Origin of the sequence: Syntrophobotulus glycolicus DSM 8271, assembly GCF_000190635.1 — a bacterium.
GTDB classification, from domain to species: domain Bacteria; phylum Bacillota; class Desulfitobacteriia; order Desulfitobacteriales; family Syntrophobotulaceae; genus Syntrophobotulus; species Syntrophobotulus glycolicus.
The window spans coordinates 1,041,694-1,060,016 of sequence record NC_015172.1; the positions used below are offsets into that span (position 1 = coordinate 1,041,694).

Sequence of the window (18,323 nt, forward strand, 5' to 3'; positions counted from 1 at the left end):
ATTAAAAAAACCTTCAGCATAGAGAGATGTTCTTGCTTTTGGTTTGATTTTAGCAGGAAGAATATCAATAAAATACAATTCCGTTCAAAGATAACCCTTAGAGTCATTTAATGTCGTTTAGGAGTATGCGGTGTTTGGTTTTCAAGATTTTTATTTTTGATTTTGTTTTAATGTTTTCCTGATAGTCCGTATTACGTTGATGAAATGACAGATGAAGGGGATATATTCTTTAGATTAGCCAGACGTCGACGAATAAACACAATTCGCCTCATTCAATCATTTTAATAATATGCTGTTTATCAGACCTGAAGGTCATAGGTCAAATCTTTCATAAATGGCATTGACGAGTTCTCCTTATATTTAGAGATTTGGGACAAAAGCAATTTATCTCTGAGTATAAGGAGTTATTTATTGTCATAAATTTTTGGTTTATTTTGAAAAATAAACAGGAATTGATAAAAATAAAGAGAATAATATCGAAAATGGTGAATTTAACCAGTAGATATAAATGCTGAATGAAACGACGAGAGAGGACCAACAAAGTGGGATTTGCCTCGATGGTGGATATTCAGACCGAGACAGTTGAACGCTAATATGTTCAGGAACTAAGAAAAATTCTGGATTGAAATGCTTTTTTAGTTTGAATCGATTGCCAATTATTAAAGACTATTATCCAGAGAGGGGAGAATATTTATGCCGGAGTATGCTGTTCTGGACCTTGAGACCACAGGTCTGTTCCCGGAAAAACATGACAGGATTATTGAAGTCGCCATCATCATACTCAATTCCAAGGGAGAAATCGCCGATCAGTATGAAACGTTGGTCAACCCGGACAGAGATTTGGGTCCTACCCATATTCACAAAATATCGGCGGGCATGGTTTCTGAGGCACCGAAATTTAAGGATATTGCCGGTGATATTATTCACTGCTTGGCTGGGAAACACATTATCGGTCATAATATTGCTTACGATTATCGGTTTATCAAGCATGAATTTCGCAGATTAAAGGTTGAAATCCCTGAACCGCAAATGTCCTGCACCTTCCATCTCACGAGAAAGGTTGAGCCTGATCTGCCTTGCCGAAAGCTTGAGGCGCTTTGCTCCTATTTTGATATTCCACTTGAACATAAACATGCCGCCTATTTTGACTGCTATGCGACAGCCGTACTATTTCAAACCCTATTGAAGAAACACGGCATTAAAATCTTGGAAGAAAAGGAGATTCAGGAGCACATTCTTTGGCCGGCTCTTCCTGTAAACCAGATTCAATACAGGAGGCAGCAATACGAAAATCGAGAGAAAAAGAACTATATCAGCGGATTGATTGAGAGATTGCCCAACTTCTCTTGCGGTGAAGAAGGATTTTTGGAATACCTGAATTTGCTTGATGACATTCTGACTGACAGAAAGATTACTGAGTTGGAAACAGAAGCCTTGTTTCATTTTGCTGAGGTCAAAAAGTTATCAAAGCAGACAGTCATATCTTTTCATCATACTTATCTGACAAACTTAGTGAGAATTGCTCTTTTAGACGGTATCCTTACTGACATTGAACTGCAAGATCTCCGTAATGTAGCCTGTATACTGGATATCGACCAAGAAGAGCTGAACCAGATGATAATTACGGGTAAAACTAATACATCCACACGAGAATTTTATAAAAAGGATTGTAAGGGCAAGTCCGTCTGTTTTACCGGAACACTCCAAACCATGAAAGAAGGCCGGCCGCTTACCCGTGAAGAAGCGCATGCTTTGGCGTTGGAGTATGGATTGATTATTAAAAGCGGTGTGACCAAAGATTTGGACTTCTTAGTGGCTGCCGATTCCGATTCGATGTCCGGTAAGGCCAAAAAAGCCAGGCAGTACAATGTCAATATTATGGCTGAGCAAGCTTTCTGGAATATGTTGGGCGTTCAATTCTCCTGAAAGGATTGATCCATCATCGATAATTATTGCCGCAACACTTTTGCAAAGGAATGGACCGCTGTGACAAAATTAATCGAACTGGACTGCGTCTACAGTGAAGTTGTCAACTTCGCCATGCAGCATAATCACGTTCCGGTCATTCAAAAATGCATTTTAAAAAATCTGTCGGAAGAGGATCTGGAAGAGATCGAAGTCCATATCGCTTCCGAGCCGGAGTTTGCCTATGCCTGGAAAACGACAATTTCCGTGATCCCCGCCGGTCAGACCGTGGAACTGGGCGTTGTCGATCTTCAGTTATCGTATCACTTCCTGTCCGGCCTGACGGAAAAAATCAACGGAACGCTGGTGATCGCGGTCAGAAAAAATCAGGAAGACATCGCTTCGTTGAGCGGGCAGATCACCGTTCTGGCCCATGATGAGTGGAGCGGCGCCTTAATCCTGCCGGAAATCACCGCCGCTTTTATCACGCCCAATCATCCTGCCGTTCAGGAAATTCTGCCCAAAGCGAACCGCTTCCTGCAGGAATGGACCGGCAACCCGTCCTTTACCGCTTATCAAAGCCGCAATCCCAACACCGTAAGAATGCAGATTGCGGCCATCTATGCGGCCCTGCAAAATGAAAATATCGCCTATTGTCTGCCACCCGCCAGCTTTGAGCCGGCCGGGCAGCGCATCAGGCTTGGCGATACCTTGATCCGGCAAAAAATGGGGACCTGCCTGGATCTGTCCCTTTTTTATGCCGGCTGCCTGGAAGCCGCCGGGCTCAATCCCATCCTGATCTTCCAGCAGGGACACGCTTTTATCGGCTGCTGGCTGGAAGACCAGTGCTTTGCGGAATGCGTCCAGGACGATATCTCGCTTTTGACCAAAAGAACGGCGGAAGGCATTCACGAAATCTGCCTGGTGGAATGCACCTGTTTGGTAGCGGGGAAAAACATCTCTTTCGACGAGGCGGTGCAAGCCGGCGCCAGACATCTGACCGAGCGGGATCAATTTGAGTTCTTTCTCGATATCAAACGAACCCGCGGAAGTGGTATCCGGCCCATACCCCAAAGAGTGCCGTATGGCGAAGCCGCGGTTTCCGCCGCAGACCTTCCTGCGGACCGGCAGGAGGCCCAAGCGCCCGCAGCCCTGGAAGTTTTGGACAAGATCGAGGATGTGGCTCGGGTGGAGGTATCCCGGCGGCAAATCTGGGAACGCAAGCTCCTGGACCTCAGCCTGCGCAATACCCTGGTCAATTTCCGGGTGACCAGAAACGCCATCCAGCTCATGGCGGGCAAGCTGAACAAGCTGGAAGACGCCCTGGCCGGCGGCCAGGAATTTGAAATCCTGGAGAAACCCCAGGACTGGGTCAACAGCCTGCGGGACGCCAAGATTTATGCCATCGAACAGCAAGCCGACGCCTTGGATAACCTGGCCCGTACCGAGTTTGCCCAGAAACGGCTGCGGACCTTTCTGGAGCAGGAAGAGCTTGCCGTCCGGGTCACTCATTTGTACCGACAAGCGAAAATCAGCCTGGAAGAGAACGGCAGCAATACCCTTTACTTAGCTTTGGGCTTCTTAAAATGGTACGAAACCGACGTTAGTGAAAAAGAGCGCTACGCGCCGCTGGTCCTGATTCCTATCGAACTGGCGCGCAAAGCGGCCAAAAAAGGGTTTTGCATCCGCCTGCGCGACGAGGACCCTCAAATGAACATTACCCTCCTGGAAATGCTGCGCCAGGATTTCGGCTTGACCATCGGCGGCTTGGACCCGCTGCCCGCGGATGAAAGCGGGATCGATCTCAAGCGGGTCTTTCATACCGTCCGTCAGGCGGTCATGCAGAAATCCCGCTGGGACGTGGAGGAACTGGCCTTTATCGGCTTGTTTTCCTTCAGCCAGTTCATTATGTGGAATGACCTCCGCAACCGGGCGGAGGATTTAAAGAAAAATAAAATCGCCGCCAGCCTACTGTCCGGCCAAATGGAATGGGAACCCGCCTCTGCTTTTCCGGCGCCCGGCACCCTGGACACAGCCTTTGCGCCGGCGGATTTTGCCGTGCCCCTCAGCGCCGATTCCTCGCAGTTAGCGGCCATTTGCGCGGCCGGGCAGGGGAACAGCTTTGTCCTGCACGGTCCTCCGGGTACGGGGAAATCCCAGACCATCGCCAATATGATTGCCAACGCCCTCTTTCAGGGCCAAACCGTGCTTTTCATTGCCGAGAAAATGGCCGCCCTTTCCGTCGTCCAAAGAAGGCTGGCCGCCATTGGCCTGGGGCCGTTTTGTCTCGAACTGCACTCCAACAAAGCCAGGAAAAAGGATGTTCTGGCCCAGCTCCAGCACGTGCTGGAACTCGGCAAAACTAACGCTCCGGAAGCCTATCAGGAAAAAGCGGACCGCCTGCAGGCGCTGCGCCGGCAGTTGAATGAAGTGGTGGAAGCCATTCACCGCCAGCGGCCTTGCGGTTTTTCCTTATACGAGGCGCTGGTCCGTTTTGAACAGTATCAGGAGGTGCCGCAAGTAATCCAGATTTCCGCGCAACAGGCGGCCGCTCTCACGCCGCAGCTCTATACGGCCTGGACGGACCTGGTGCGTGAGCTGAAAACGGCGGGCGCAGCCTGCGGCGGCGTATACCGCAATCCGCTCGGGGAATTTACGGTCCGTACCTTTCTCCAAAACACCAAACTGGAAATCGCCCGGGACCTTGCTTCATACCGGGAAGCCCTGGCGGCCTTGCGTACCGCGCTGGCGGCAGCCGGCGGCATCTTGGAACTCCCGCCCCTGCGGACCTACGCCCAGGTGGCCGCCGCGGCAGGGTTGTTGGAACTGCTGGCGGGAGCGCGCTATTTTCCGGGCCAACTGCTGGAACACCCGGACCTGCCTTCCCTGCGGGATACGGTCGACAAGGTCTGTGCCTGCGGGCAAAAACGGGACAGCCTGGAAAAACAGCTGCTACTGGATTTCTCAGCCTCCATCCTGAACTTTGACCAGGAAACCGCCCTTCAGCAGTGGCGCCTGGCGGAAGGAAGCTGGTTTTTACCCAAACTGCTCGGCTACAATAAGGTGGCCAAGATGTTGAAGATGCACGCTTTGCGCCCGGCCCAGCTGAAAAAAGAACAGGCGCCGGACGTGCTGGGGATGATTGCGGAATACCAGGCCATGGTCCGGACCGTGGCGGAACATACCGTGACGTTCCAGGAATTATTCGGCCTTCTCTGGCAGCAGGGCATAGCGGACTGGGAGAGTATCGCCGCGGTCTATGCTCAGGCGCTCCAAGTCCGGGACCTGCTTGCCGCGCTCTGTGACGACCCTGGCCACCGGCAGGATTTGCTGTCCAAACTGCTCAAGACGGCAGCCGGCGATTTACCCCAGTTCCAAACCGGGAACAAAGAGCTGCTGGACACGGTCGGCTCCCAGTTTGCAAGGCTGCTCTCCCTGCAGCAAAGCCTTGCCCGCAGCGCCGGGATCGATTTTACCCGGCTGCAGGCGGCCGAAGCGGAAAATACCGGAGAAAGCTGGCTGCAGTGGATGGAAGCAAAGGTCCGCGCCTGGGAACAGCACCTGGACGGCCTGCGCAATTGGTGCGCCTATTTGACTGTCAGAGCCCAAGCAGCGGAAATCGGTCTAAACCCCGTGGTTGCGGCCTATGAACAGGGGACGGTAACAGCGGACACCCTGCTGCCGGCCTTTTACCGGGCCACCGCGCTGGCCTGCGCCACCCATGTCCTGGACCGGGAAGCCTGCCTGGGGGTCTTTAACGGGGAACTCTTTGCCGAAAAAATCGCCCGCTACAAACAAACCTGCGCCGAATTTGAACAGTTGACCCAACAGGAACTGGCGGCCAGATTGTCGGCCAGAATACCGTCCGCCGCCGCCAGCTATGCCAATTCCTCGGAAATCTCCATTCTGCAGCGGGCCATCCGCAGCAACGGCCGTATGCTGTCCATCCGCCGGCTCTTCGACCAGATCCCCAACCTGCTGCGCAAGATCTGCCCCTGCCTGCTGATGAGCCCGATTTCCGCGGCCCAGTATATCGACCCCGCCTATCCGCCCTTTGACCTCGTGATCTTCGACGAAGCTTCCCAGATGCCGACCTGTGAAGCGGTCGGCGCCATGGCCCGCGGGCATAACCTGATCGTGGTCGGCGACCCCAAACAATTGCCGCCCACCAACTTTTTCAATGCTAACCGCTTCGACGAGGACAATTTTGAAAAAGAAGATTTGGAAAGCGTTCTGGACGATTGCCTGGCCCTCTCCATGCCCCAGGAACACCTGCTCTGGCATTACCGCTCCCGGCATGAAAGCCTGATTGCCTTCAGCAACCGGCAGTATTACGATAACAAACTGTTTGCCTTTCCCTCCCCCAATGATTTGGTATCGGAGGTGCAGTTCATCCCGGTGGCCGGCTACTATGACCGGGGCGGCAGCAAGCAGAACAAAGCCGAAGCCCAGGCCGTCGTGGCCGAGATCATACGCAGGCTTCAAGACCCCGTTCTCCGCCGCCGCAGTATCGGGGTGGTCACCTTCAGCGCCGTGCAGCAGAACCTGATCGACGATCTGCTGGTGGAGGCCTTCGCCGTGAGTCCCGAGCTGGAAGAACGGAACAACCGGGCCGAGGAACCGGTCTTTATCAAAAACCTGGAGAATGTCCAGGGCGACGAGCGCGACGTTATTCTGTTCTCCATCGGCTACGGCCCGGACCAGAACGGCAAAGTCGCCCTCAATTTCGGCCCGCTCAACCGGGACGGCGGCTGGCGGCGTCTGAATGTGGCCGTATCCCGGGCGCGGTATCAAATGATGGTCTTCTCCACCCTGCAGCCGGAGCAGATCGACCTGGCCAAGACCCGAGCCGAAGGGGTGGCCGGTTTGAAAGCCTTCCTCAGCTTCGCCCAAAAAGGCAAGAGCGCCCTGCCGTCAAAACCCGGCAATACCGCTCAGGAGAACGGCACCCTGGAAAAACTGATCGCCGCCAGGCTGAAAACCCTGGGGTACGAAGTCCATACCCATATCGGCAGTTCGGAATATAAGATCGACATCGGCATCGTGCATCCGCAGAAAAAGGATGAATATATCCTGGCCATCCTGTGCGACGGCCCCAATTATAAAAACGCCAAAACGGCCAGAGACCGCAATATCCTGCAGGACAGTGTTCTCCAAGCTCTGGGATGGTATATCCACCGCCTGTGGGTTTTGGACTGGTGGGAGAATGCGGATCAGGAAGTGGCGAAGATCAAAGCAGCGGTGGAGAAGGCGCTGGCGGGAGAAAGAATTTCGGATGAGATCGGGGAAGTTCCCCGGCAGGAAGAGAGCGCGAATCCCCGGGCCGAAGTGATGGTATCGCCCCAATTCCGGCAGTATGCTTCCGGCACAGAAGCGGAAGGGGATAGGTATGAAAAAGGCAGCGGCAATAACGACGGCAGCTTTGGTGAAAAGGATAGCTATGTTGACAATTACAACAAGACAAGCGCCGGTCACCGGAATGAGGCGGCAAGCTCCGATAAACTGACGTACCATTCTTGTACGCTGGAAACTACCGGCGGCAGTGCCGATGATTTCTGCCTGCCTCAGCATAACAAGCTGATTTTGTCCCAAATCGAGCAAATCTTATCCAGCGAAGCTCCGATCAGCAAGAGCCTTTTAGGGAAACGACTCTTAAACGCCTGGGGCATTTCCCGCATGGGAACGAGGCTGGAGAGAAGGTTCGAGGAACTCCTGCAAGCAGGCCGTTTCAAGCGGACGAAATCCCGCGGGATAACCTTCTATTGGAGTAAGGAACAAGAACCGGAAAGCTATGGGCTGTTTCGTATTCCCGGAAGCAATGGTACGCGCAGGGATATGGAGGATATTCCGACGGCGGAAATCGCAAACGCTGTGAAAGATATCCTGACCAATCAGATCAGTTTATCGCAGGAAGATTTGGTGAAGGAAGTGTATAAGCTGTTTGGATTCGCCAGGGGGAGCGCGGCGATGGAGGAGATTATTCAGGCCGGGATAAAAGCGGGTGTGAAAAAGGGGTATGTGGCGGTGGATGATGGGGGACGGGTTGTGGTGAGGGAGTAGGGGTTATGTGTGCTATAGCAATAATGGGAAGTTCAGATTGAAGGTAAAGCTGATTACTCAAAAGCAAAAAATTGATTTATGCTGTTTATGTTTTGTACGAGGAGGACGTAATATGGATGGAATATTGACAGAACAAAGTAGGGTAGAGTCATTTCTCGGAGCACATCCTGATCATTATGACTTACTCAAACCATTTAAATTTGGGTTTGTTGCAAACTACGCAACAGAGTTTGTGTTCGCCAATACGAATATATATATTTACTTGCTTGAAGCAAATGATTTCATTAAAGAACAGTTCGGTTTTGAGAAAGAGGTCTTGTTCGCTTATTCGCCGTATTCACATATGGAGTCACGTTCGTTGCAGGCGCTATATCAAGCTCTTAAAATTTATCCTTACAAAAACAGAATAGATGCTTTAAGCTGTTTTTTTGTATCAGACGATGCAAATATAATTGAGTGGATGCGGAGCGGTTCAATTGATAACGAGATTGCTCAAAATATCATTTGTTTTTCAAAAGATGAGTTATTAGCAAATAAAAACGATGCATGGTATATACGCAATAGGCTTATCAAGGATTGCTTTGCTGCGGATTTATTCGAGTATTCATTACCATTGAGAGAGGATTCTTTCTTTTTCGGCAGACAACAGTACATTTCGAGAATGTTAGATTCGATAAGACGTTGCGAAAACAGAGGAATCTTTGGTTTGCGTAAAACTGGCAAGACTTCTCTTTTGTTCAAGGTTGAACGAACATTGATAGAACAGAAGATGGGATTGGTGTTATTTATTGACTGTAAGTCCCCCTCGTACAGGACAAAGCACTGGTATGAGTTACTCGGCGAAATTTGCTCGAAAATAGCAAATATATTAAAAATCGAAAAATACTACTGGAATAAGAACCCAAGTGGAATTTTGGGGGCATTTCGCTATGTCGTACAAGAAGCTAATAAGAAAGGTAAGAAGATTATTCTGTTCTTTGACGAAATCGAATATATTTCTTTTAATGCAACGCTTGATAAGCATTGGAAAAGAGAATTTATTGATTTTTGGCAAACTATATGGTCAGTTCAAAGTTTATACAGAAACTTAGTCTTTATCATCGGTGGAGTGAACGCAAGTTCTGTTGAAAAGGATATGCTTGACACCATACAAAACCCTTTGTTTAGCATAGTGCAATCAGAATACCTAAAAGGGTTCAATATAGATGAAACAAAATCTATGATTAAAACTATAGGTAAAAGAATGGGATTAAAGTTTTCATATGATGCCATTGAATATCTTTATAACCAGTACGGTGGTCATCCAATGCTTACGCGAAAAGCGTGTAGTGCTATCAATAGAATATTGACCGAATCAAGACCGATTGATATTTCGCTACAAAAAATAAGAGAGCTTTTAGAAGAAGTTAATTCCGACTTAGTTTATTACTTTCAGCATGTAGTTTCGGAAATACGGATGTTTTATCCAGAGGAGTATGAATTGTTTGAAATGCTCGCTTCGGGTCAAATCGGTGATTTTATAGAGCTCGCGCAGATAAGCGAGTATTCTAAACATTTATACGATTATGGTCTTGTTGTGAAAGACAATAATGTTCCTTCAATAAATATGCCAGTAGCAGGTCGGTATGCCGCTTTGGAGTTGGCGAAACGCGAAAAGAGGAACGGACTTTTTAGAACAATTGAAATTTCTAAAAGAAATAATTGGGTAAAGCAAAGGATAGGTTCAATAATAAGCGACTTGCGTCAATTAGAAATTGTTATAAAATCTCTCGGAAAAGCCAGTCTATTCGGCGCAAATTCTTTTCCAGAAGCCGATAGATTCAGGTCCATAACTGCGGTTGCGAATGAAACAGAATTTTTGGAATTTATAAATATATGTAATCGGTGTTTTGTTGAGTCAATTGAAAATTACGGCAAAAGCATAGCTAAAAACCGATATTTTTGGACGGACATTAAGCCAAATTATCCTGCTATTTTCTCTATTCTTGAACGCATTAAAGTATATCGCCACTGGAAAGATCACTCTGCACTTAGGCCTGATGTGGCCAAAAAACTACAAGAGTTTTTGGAAGCAGACACTTTCGGAATTAGCATTGAGGAAAAGCCGTTTGTTATTCAGCAGAAGTTACTAGATGGTTTTTTCACAAATATACAAGCGGAAATGAGCAATCTAACCTAATTAAACTTAAAAAAGAATATTAAAAAGGTTGGTACAGGTACGATTCATCCTGCATTCCCAGAAAATTATAACGAGATGCTACCAAACCCGCATAAACACTGGAAAGCTCGCTCGTTATGAATCGAAATTGTAACATGAGCTAATTTTAAGGAAATATTCAATTGCATGTTGTAAAATTGGTATTTGTCCGTATCCTTGTTGCAACAATTTCGGAATTCAGGATATTAGCAGGATTTTCTACAAGAGTTTGAATTGCCCATTATGTTTATAATAACAAACTCAATCTCATGTTCGTATGTTTTAGTTGATTTTCCCGGAAATAAAACAAGATACCTGCAGGATTTCTATTACAAGTACCGTGACCTGGATGAAAAGTACCTCCGCAAATGTATCGACTACTGTCTGGAAGATATCGCGATGCTTCCGGATGTCCCAAAGTGCTATCGGAAAGAGGAAATAGAGCCTATCCAAGCTCTCATTTCCGTTTATGGGAAGAAAAAACGGAGGAGAAGCTTAAAGCCTTTGAGCCGTTCAACGGCAGTATTCCCGATTGCTTACCGGTTGGCGGTAATCTATAAAAAACGCAAGAAACTTACCGAGGCGATGACCATCTGCGACCGGGTGATCGCGTATTACGATAGCGTTGGCATGTGCGGCAGTGCTTCGGAATTTACAAAGCGGTGCAAAAAGCTGGAGGAAAAATTCATGTGAATAATGGACGTGGCAGATATTGGCTATTGCGGTTATAATTATAGTCAAGAAAATACGGCAAAGGAGATCGAGCATATGACCAACGCCTATGTGATAAATAAAAATTCCATCAAGCTTCCTTAAGTTTCAGAAAAACTGAAACTTAAGGAAGCTTGATGGAATTAAAGGTTATATCCGGCGAAATGGACGGTGTTCTGATATTGAAGGTTGTAGAATTATGATATAATGGGAATGTTAAAAATTGTAAATAAAGGGGGCTAAAAAATGACTCTTTCCAAAAAAATAGAACAAGCCTTACAAGATGAATTAAAACAGGAAAACATTAAAACAGTGATTGAAATTGCTGAGTTTTTAAAATTTAAAGAAACCCAGCAACAATGGAATAAAATAAATGAGTCAGAACCTAAGTATATTACAGAAACGGAAAGAGCAAAACTCAATGACCTTAAATCCAAAGGGGAATTTGTTGAACAAAGAGATCTCCTAGATGAATTAGGGATCCATGAAGATGAAATATAGAATTGAGTATGAAAAATCCTGTGTGAAGTATTTGAAGAAACTGGATAAAAACACACAAATAAGAATAATTAACGCTATTAACCAGTTGCCTTTTGGAGATATAAAAAGGCTGCAAGGAAGTACAGAGGATTACAGACTTAGAGTTGGTCAATATAGAGTAATATTCAGTCGATATGAGGAAGAGTTATTGGTTAAGATTATTCAAATTTCCCCTCGCGGACAAATATATAAATGAGACGGATCGACCAGTTCCAGGTATAAATTATTTGTTTTTATATTTTGCAGATATTTCAGTCAATTTAAGCAGAGGCACAGATATTCTCCTATGAACAATACGTCGAAGCCAAAAGGATGAAAACCATGCAACGCTACCCCATTCTCTTCCGCTACGCCAAAAGCGAACGACTGGATTATGTACAGGAAATATTGTTTTAGCAAGGGGAGAAAGATGCATAATCAAGCCTTAAGCCTTCTGAAAAAGATGCTTGGCTACAAGTGCTGCGTTTCGCGATGGCCAATGGGAGGCCATTGACGCCACTCTGCGGGGACGGAAAACGCTGATTGTACAGCGGGCTGGGGCAAGAGTATTGTGTATTTTATTGGAGCAAAGCTGTTGAGAGAGCGCGGCGCCGGCCCGACCCTTTTAATCAGTCCGTTATTGTCTTTAATGAGAAGCCAGATAGAAAACGCGCTTAAGATAGGAATCGTGGCGGAAACCATCAACAGTGACAATGTATCAGGGTGGCAGGAAATAGAAGAGAGACTGCGTAAAGGAGAAATCGATATTCTCTTGTTGTCCCCTGAAAGACTGGGAAATAAGGATTTTACAGAGCGGGTCCTTCCTCAAGTGACCGGCGGAATCGGCATGTTGGTCGTTGATGAGGCCCACTGTATTTCTGATTGGGGACATGATTTCAGGTCAGACTACCGGAGAATTATCCGGACCATTCAACAGCTGCCCGCCAGTGTCCCCTTGGCAGCGACAACAGCTACGGCCAACCAAAGAGTTGTCGACGACATTAAGGCTCAGCTGGGTGAGGGATTAGCGATCATTCGCGGTCCTTTAAGCAGAGAATCGCTCAGACTCCAAGTGATAAAATTAGCGGACCAAGCGGAACGGCTGGCCTGGCTTTACAAGAATCTTCCCCAAATGGATGGGTTCTGGATTATCTATTGCTCTACGACCTCGGACGGCAATAAGGTAGCGAAATGGCTACGGAGCAAAGGAATCAATGCTTTGGAATACCATGCAGGATTATCCAAGGATTTTGGCGAAAAGATCAGATTACTGCGCAAAGAGAAAAAGAATTGGCGGATATCAAACAGTTCGTTGATACCGAAGAATGCTATATGCGCTATATTTCTGCAAAGCTGGATGATCCGCATGGAAAAAACTGTGGAGAATGCAGCAACTGTCTCAATACAAAATTTTTTCCAGAGGAAGTTTCCAGAGCAATTGTACTGGAAGCAATCAGGTTCTTAAAAGGGGATTATCAAGATATTGACCCCAGAAAACAGTGGCCTGCCGGTATAGTGGATCAATCTGCGCGAAAAATATCGGAGGCGGAACAAAATTTCCCCGGCAAGATCTTAAGCACTTATGGAGATGCCGGCTGGGGAAGGGTGGTCGCCCAAAATAAATATCAGGATGATTATTTCAGCGATGAACTTGTGGAGGCTTCCGCGGAATTGATTCGGGATACCATACTGAAAGAAGATTTAGAGTGGGTGACTTCCGTACTTTCACTTCGCAAACCCGAACTAGTCAAGAGCTTTGCGCAAAGGCTTGCCGGGAAACTTCATCTACCTTATTTGGAGGTGCTTGAAAAAAGCGGCGACACTCCTTCGCAAAAGAAAATGGAGAATAGCTATCAGCAGTGTAAGAATGCTTTTCACGGTTTTACGGTCGTCGGAGACGTACCCGACTTACCGGTTCTTTTGGTAGATGATATCATAGATTCCGGTTGGACATTAACAGTTTGTGGGATACTGTTAAGAAGAGAAGGCTCGGCCCGGTGTACCCCTTCGCTTTAGCGAGAGCGTCGGTGGCGGAAGGTGGGGATTGAATGCATAGCAAAATAATATTTGAACGATCAAACGCAAGGGCTACAAAACATTTTGGTTTACCCTAACATACGGGAAAATATTTTCTTAAATTCCAGAAAAAAAATTCTTTAAATTCCAGAAAATTAGTAAGCCGTTTGCTTCAGAAAAATCCATTCATATCAGCAAATCCCCGTTACCATCCCCCGTATCTCATTAAACAAACTTCTCGGCTTATTTTTGAAACTTTTAAGACTATAGGAATGATACCGCCCATCCGAGGTATGCACGGCGATTTCACCGTTAGCAAGGCGGATAATGCTGTTATTAAATTCGAACCCTTCTACCTTATCCTGATCTCCATCAATCTTTACCACAGATGCTAGACGCTTCAACTCGGTATATAGACGTAGTTCTTCCGTAGACCGGATATATAATTCAGGAACGTACTCACTGTTCTCCAGAAGAAACTTGTTTGTAAAAATGTTTACACGCGGTCCAAATTCTCGCACCTTGATCGGGCAATTCAGCTCGGTCCATTCCTGTACATCAAAACGATAGTACCATTCATCCTGCTTGCTCTTTGTAGGGATTTCCGTAATGTCTTTACGCTTGACTGTGCTACATCTGAGTACTGAACCATACAGACGGATGCCAGAATCATGACCAAAAATGTTATCAGATTGATAGAGTGCAATGTAATGTATAGGGAAGCGGTTATCTGCTATTCTCCTAACCGGAATATGATAGAACTTATAAGCAATATTCGCCTTTAACTGCTCCTTGCTGCGAACAACACCGACCATAACGTCACGGACACTTAAGTCATTATCAACAAGTTTTTCTGTGATCCCAACAGGTAAGGTGGCACGTTCAAATGCTGATTCTGGGGAGTCGGCAACAAGCTCATCGAGCAGATTGGCGACCATAGACGTGGCGCTAGGCAAGAATGGAAGCCCGCCGATATTGACTTGATCGATGCTTTGATAAAATTTGTGCTGAGAATATTCTACTTCATTTCCGTATGGGAATAACACGTAGGCGCCAAACATGGAACGTTCAAAATCTGGCCGGAGGGAATGTTCATGAACCAAGGCATCGCGATAGCGGTGCATGGTGTTGATATCATCTTCTTCGGGGCCTGGGGTCGTATAGATCGCTCGATAGCCTGTACCCTCGAGGGCGGGATTAATCCGATATTTGGCATCAAAGATATACTGATATTTGGTTTTGGAGCCGTGCTTTTGTAAGCTCAACACGTTATCAGGCTTTTGGGCAACGGTGGGCAATTTTTGCGATTTTGGATTATAGGATAGCTCGATCTGTTCACCTGTATCAGGGTTTTCATAAGTAACTTTTGAGGCAGCACCTTTGCGTAGGGAGACGAAAAGACCACGACCGTCGACTTTGATGATATCTTGTTTGATCAAACGATAGCGATTTTTCATAATACTATTTAGCTTGATAAAGCACCAATACTCATAGAGGAGAGCGAGGTCTTTGACAGAGATATGAAAGAGATCGCCATCCAAAGATAGTCCATGTTGCATCATTAAATAGTACTTGAATAATTCCTTGTATCCGGGAGCCATTGTAAATACCAGGGAGACGCTAGCTGTAGAGTTGAACCGGGAGACCTCCCTGAAAAAGGTTTGATTTTTACGGCGCATAATACCATTAATCATCCGGTCGATCATGTTAATCATTTCATCGTCTTTATCTCGATGCAATCGTAAGTAGTGAGCACGGAGGTTCATCAGTTTCTTGGCAGTAGATTCTAAGATGAATTTCGCAAATTGGTTCTCCACTGTATCATAGGTGACTCGTTTTTTCGTAGTCAGGGCTTTCTCCGCAGCATAACCAGTTAGATGGGGGCGTACATACTCTGGATGTCTCTCTAGCCAGCGGAGTGTTTGATTCTGGACTTGTTTTATTTTATGAGCAGGTAGAATCTCTGAAACGGTCGCCAAAGTATGATGTGGTTTATTCACGATGATATCTGCTGCATTGATAAATTTGTCAAAGATCAGGCGTATGATGCTAAAGAACTCTGTCGGGCTATTGCCGGCTTTCTCATTGATCCTGGCCTCCAGGTAGGTTTTGCGCAAGAACTCAAAGGCTAAGTTATAAACTTCATCTGTAACATCCGCCATTAATTGTTGATAGTCTTCTTTATATTTGAGCTTGGAAGGGAAGATCTCCAAAATGATACGTAGATAAGGAATACCATTCAACTTGATGAGCAGATTGCTGAATCCGATTTCATTCCCAAAGTTGATGACCCCGGACAACATTTTGCCAGACCTGCCCACGGGTCCAACTTTATTGCGAATGTTTATATTGTCGTGCCAAAATTCAACCACATATTTGGCGTTGCTTTCCATCACGATTTCATAGTTCTGGTGTTCATAGAACAGGGGGGATGTTGGAAAGGAGCCTCGAAACATGCCGTTTGCTATTTGTGTGACATTTGTATCAACTTGAGCCTTATTGGTTAGCTCTAGCTGGAAATGATCATTACAGGATACCTTGAGGTCAGACAACTGATCGGACGAGGTTGTAACACCAATGCGTGGAGAATAAGCGCTGCCTTTTATGGTAACGCTTAATTTGTCTGTGGTAATATAGACCAGTTCATCGTGATCAGAGCCAGTAGGATGTATAGCCATCTTCCTCAAATCTCCTTGTCATGAACGCTACCTTTTCCGCGCTTTTTCGATATGGAACGCTCTCTTGGCGATTCAGATAATCAAACATGCTATCACTCGCTGCATTGTCCGCTGCTTGGTATAGTTCATCCGCGTTACCGATACAGATCTTGAAAAGTTCAATCAGCATGGTTTTTATGGAACTGCTACTGCCTTGAATCCGAGGTAATATCTTCTGAAGGATAGAAAGGTCTAAGGCATCGTGGTGATCAATCAAGGAGTATTTGGCGTTGTAGACCAGATAATAACAGATTTCATCGCGCACACGGTAACCTACTTGGGCATTGGCAACTTTGAGGGTCTCATTGATCTGTTTCAATATGGATACTGTACTGAAGATAATATCTTCGTATTCCGTGCATTCTCCCAATAACAGATATTCGCTTTGGAGAAAGCGATTGTCTAGTATGGCGGTCTTGGCGTTCCCAATTGGATTGATCGTATCGAGATTCACATACGAGAATTCGATGGTATTGGCTCGATCAAGCACCTTTTTGCTAAAAGGAAACGTGGTTTCATCCATATTCACGGTGCCAACGATATAAAGGTTTTCTGGTAGGTAGAGATTGCCGTATTTGGTTTTGGCTGTCTCGTCACGACCAAAGACCTCAGTAGCAATCAGCGGATCGGTAATGATTTTCCCGCCTTCGGTCCGACGTGTTTCGATCACGGATAAAATATCACAAAAATAGTATTCAACACGGGCAAGGTTCATCTCATCCAGGCACAAAAAATAAGGCTTATCTTGCTCTGCCATAGCCGCTTTGATGAAGTCGGTCAAAACACCAGGAACATAGTGGCCATTCAGATCGACATGGCCAAATAAATCTGTGGAATCAGACCAATCGGGATGGACGGGAACCAGTTTTAACCTACCATTAGCAGTATTGGCTCCTAGCGCTTCAGCAAATAGCTTGACGAGTTTCGTTTTCCCAGTACCAGAGGTACCGGCGAGAAGGACAAAAGGCTTGGCTTTCAAGCTCAGATAGAAATTCGCAATGAGGTTGCCTTCATAGGAAAATCCTTTGGTGGCGATGTATTCAGCGATGCGTGTTAATTCATCGGAAACGATGTATTCTTCTATGATCATAGGGGGTTCCTCTTTCTCAGGGATTTCTTCAATTGGGGAAGCTTGATCTGTTGCTGTCATGTTGTAATATTGCTGATAGATCTTCAGCATTTCCTTAAAATCGGCGATGAGTTCATCATTCGCGGGGACATTTTCTTTGGCGTATTCTTTATAAAAGATACTTCCCTGTTCGTAATATTCATTGCCAAGAACGAAATCATTTTTGGCAATGAATCTGTCGGCTTTCATTTTAGAGCGGATGTCCTTGGCGATTTCTTGCATTTTTTGAATGGCTTTCTTTTTGCCAAGTTCAGCTATATATTTGGTACATCCCTGGTTAAAGGTGAGATAGAGCTTATCTCCTTTTTCTGAAAGTAGGTAGACAATATAAACACCATGTTGGGCTGTCATGGTGATCCGTTTATCAAAAACACAAATCCAGGGTACAGTGGCCCAATTGCCTTGTCCAATACTACCTTTTATGAGATAAGTATCACCATCGAAGGTCGGCACTTTTTCCAGAATGGCAGGTGCTTTCTTGCGGAATAACTCACCGGTTGCATTGCCGGCAAATGCCTGACTTGTCCGGCTATCATAATAGCTATCGAGCATCCGATTGAATAGGGATTGCATATCAACGGCCATGGTATCGCCATCTATTCTGGAAAAATAGAGTTGGATCTTTTTTTCGATGATATTATTTAGGTTCGTGATGTCTTCTGGGGTCAATTCTGCGACCAGGTCTGGCGAAAGGACAAAATAACTGATATCGTCAAATTCTCTTTGTTTGACAAAACCTTTCCCTGCAATTGCTTTATAGGGATTATCGAGGATCACGCTTAAAATGGAGGTGTTTGGTGTATGCTCAATATTTTCTATTCGAGCATCGACATTGGCATCCGGTAACTTTCCAGATTTTTTTCGTGCTATGTAGAAGGATTTAAACTGTTCGGTGACCTGAAAGGCTCCAGCTTTTCCTTCGGCATCCATGGTCGCCAATAGGCTTTTTAAGAAGACCAATTTATATGACCTGGAATAGGATGCTAGGCTATCTTCGGCCCCTATGTATTCGAAGAATTCTTTTTTCAATTGCACTCGCCGCCTTTTTGATTGTTTTATAGTTTTTACA

At 46.1% G+C, this 18,323-nt stretch carries 10 protein-coding genes; 8 read left to right on the forward strand and 2 right to left on the reverse strand.

All coding sequences use genetic code 11. From position 1 onward, the window contains the following. Nucleotides 1-693 precede the first annotated feature (693 nt). The 8 genes from SGLY_RS05335 to SGLY_RS18375 all read left to right on the forward strand — a co-directional run bounded on the left by SGLY_RS05335 (nucleotide 694) and on the right by SGLY_RS18375 (nucleotide 13,408). On the forward strand, nucleotides 694-1,926 hold the full coding sequence (locus SGLY_RS05335; protein ID WP_013624255.1) for an exonuclease domain-containing protein: 1,233 nt from the start codon (nucleotides 694-696) through the stop codon (nucleotides 1,924-1,926). Nucleotides 1,927-1,986: 60 nt separating this feature from the next. After that, entirely contained in the window at nucleotides 1,987-7,965 is a 5,979-nt protein-coding gene (proA, locus tag SGLY_RS05340) for an anti-phage protein ProA (RefSeq protein WP_013624256.1), read from the forward strand. 112 nt (nucleotides 7,966-8,077) lie between these two features. Next, nucleotides 8,078-10,144 carry an AAA-like domain-containing protein gene (locus SGLY_RS05345; RefSeq protein ID WP_013624257.1) on the forward strand — a complete coding sequence of 689 codons (2,067 nt, stop codon included), beginning with the start codon at nucleotides 8,078-8,080 and terminating at the stop codon, nucleotides 10,142-10,144. A 261-nt stretch (nucleotides 10,145-10,405) separates the two neighbouring features. After that, nucleotides 10,406-10,855 carry a hypothetical protein gene (locus SGLY_RS05350; RefSeq protein ID WP_013624258.1) on the forward strand — a complete coding sequence of 150 codons (450 nt, stop codon included), beginning with the start codon at nucleotides 10,406-10,408 and terminating at the stop codon, nucleotides 10,853-10,855. Between the two features lie 264 nt (nucleotides 10,856-11,119). Then, the gene (locus SGLY_RS05355) at nucleotides 11,120-11,374 is read left to right on the forward strand and encodes a hypothetical protein (protein WP_013624259.1); all 255 of its coding nucleotides are present in this window, start codon (nucleotides 11,120-11,122) and stop codon (nucleotides 11,372-11,374) included. Next, entirely contained in the window at nucleotides 11,364-11,609 is a 246-nt protein-coding gene (locus SGLY_RS05360; RefSeq protein WP_052298666.1) for a type II toxin-antitoxin system RelE family toxin, read from the forward strand. The genes SGLY_RS05355 and SGLY_RS05360 overlap by 11 nt, the downstream gene beginning before the upstream one ends. A 378-nt stretch (nucleotides 11,610-11,987) precedes the next feature. After that, nucleotides 11,988-12,857, forward strand: a complete 870-nt coding sequence (locus SGLY_RS18370) for a DEAD/DEAH box helicase (protein ID WP_242822982.1) — start codon at nucleotides 11,988-11,990, stop codon at nucleotides 12,855-12,857. Nucleotides 12,858-12,907: 50 nt separating this feature from the next. Then, nucleotides 12,908-13,408 carry a ComF family protein gene (locus SGLY_RS18375; RefSeq protein ID WP_169312010.1) on the forward strand — a complete coding sequence of 167 codons (501 nt, stop codon included), beginning with the start codon at nucleotides 12,908-12,910 and terminating at the stop codon, nucleotides 13,406-13,408. Between the two features lie 191 nt (nucleotides 13,409-13,599). Here SGLY_RS18375 and SGLY_RS05370 read toward each other — a convergent pair whose 3' ends face one another. Both SGLY_RS05370 and SGLY_RS05375 read right to left on the reverse strand, forming a co-directional pair. After that, nucleotides 13,600-16,086, reverse strand: coding sequence for a restriction endonuclease-like protein (locus SGLY_RS05370; protein ID WP_013624261.1), 2,487 nt, complete (start codon nucleotides 16,084-16,086; stop codon nucleotides 13,600-13,602). Next, nucleotides 16,061-18,283, reverse strand: coding sequence for an MrcB family domain-containing protein (locus tag SGLY_RS05375; RefSeq protein ID WP_013624262.1), 2,223 nt, complete (start codon nucleotides 18,281-18,283; stop codon nucleotides 16,061-16,063). Before SGLY_RS05375 ends, SGLY_RS05370 begins: the two co-directional genes overlap by 26 nt. Nucleotides 18,284-18,323: the final 40 nt, after the last annotated feature.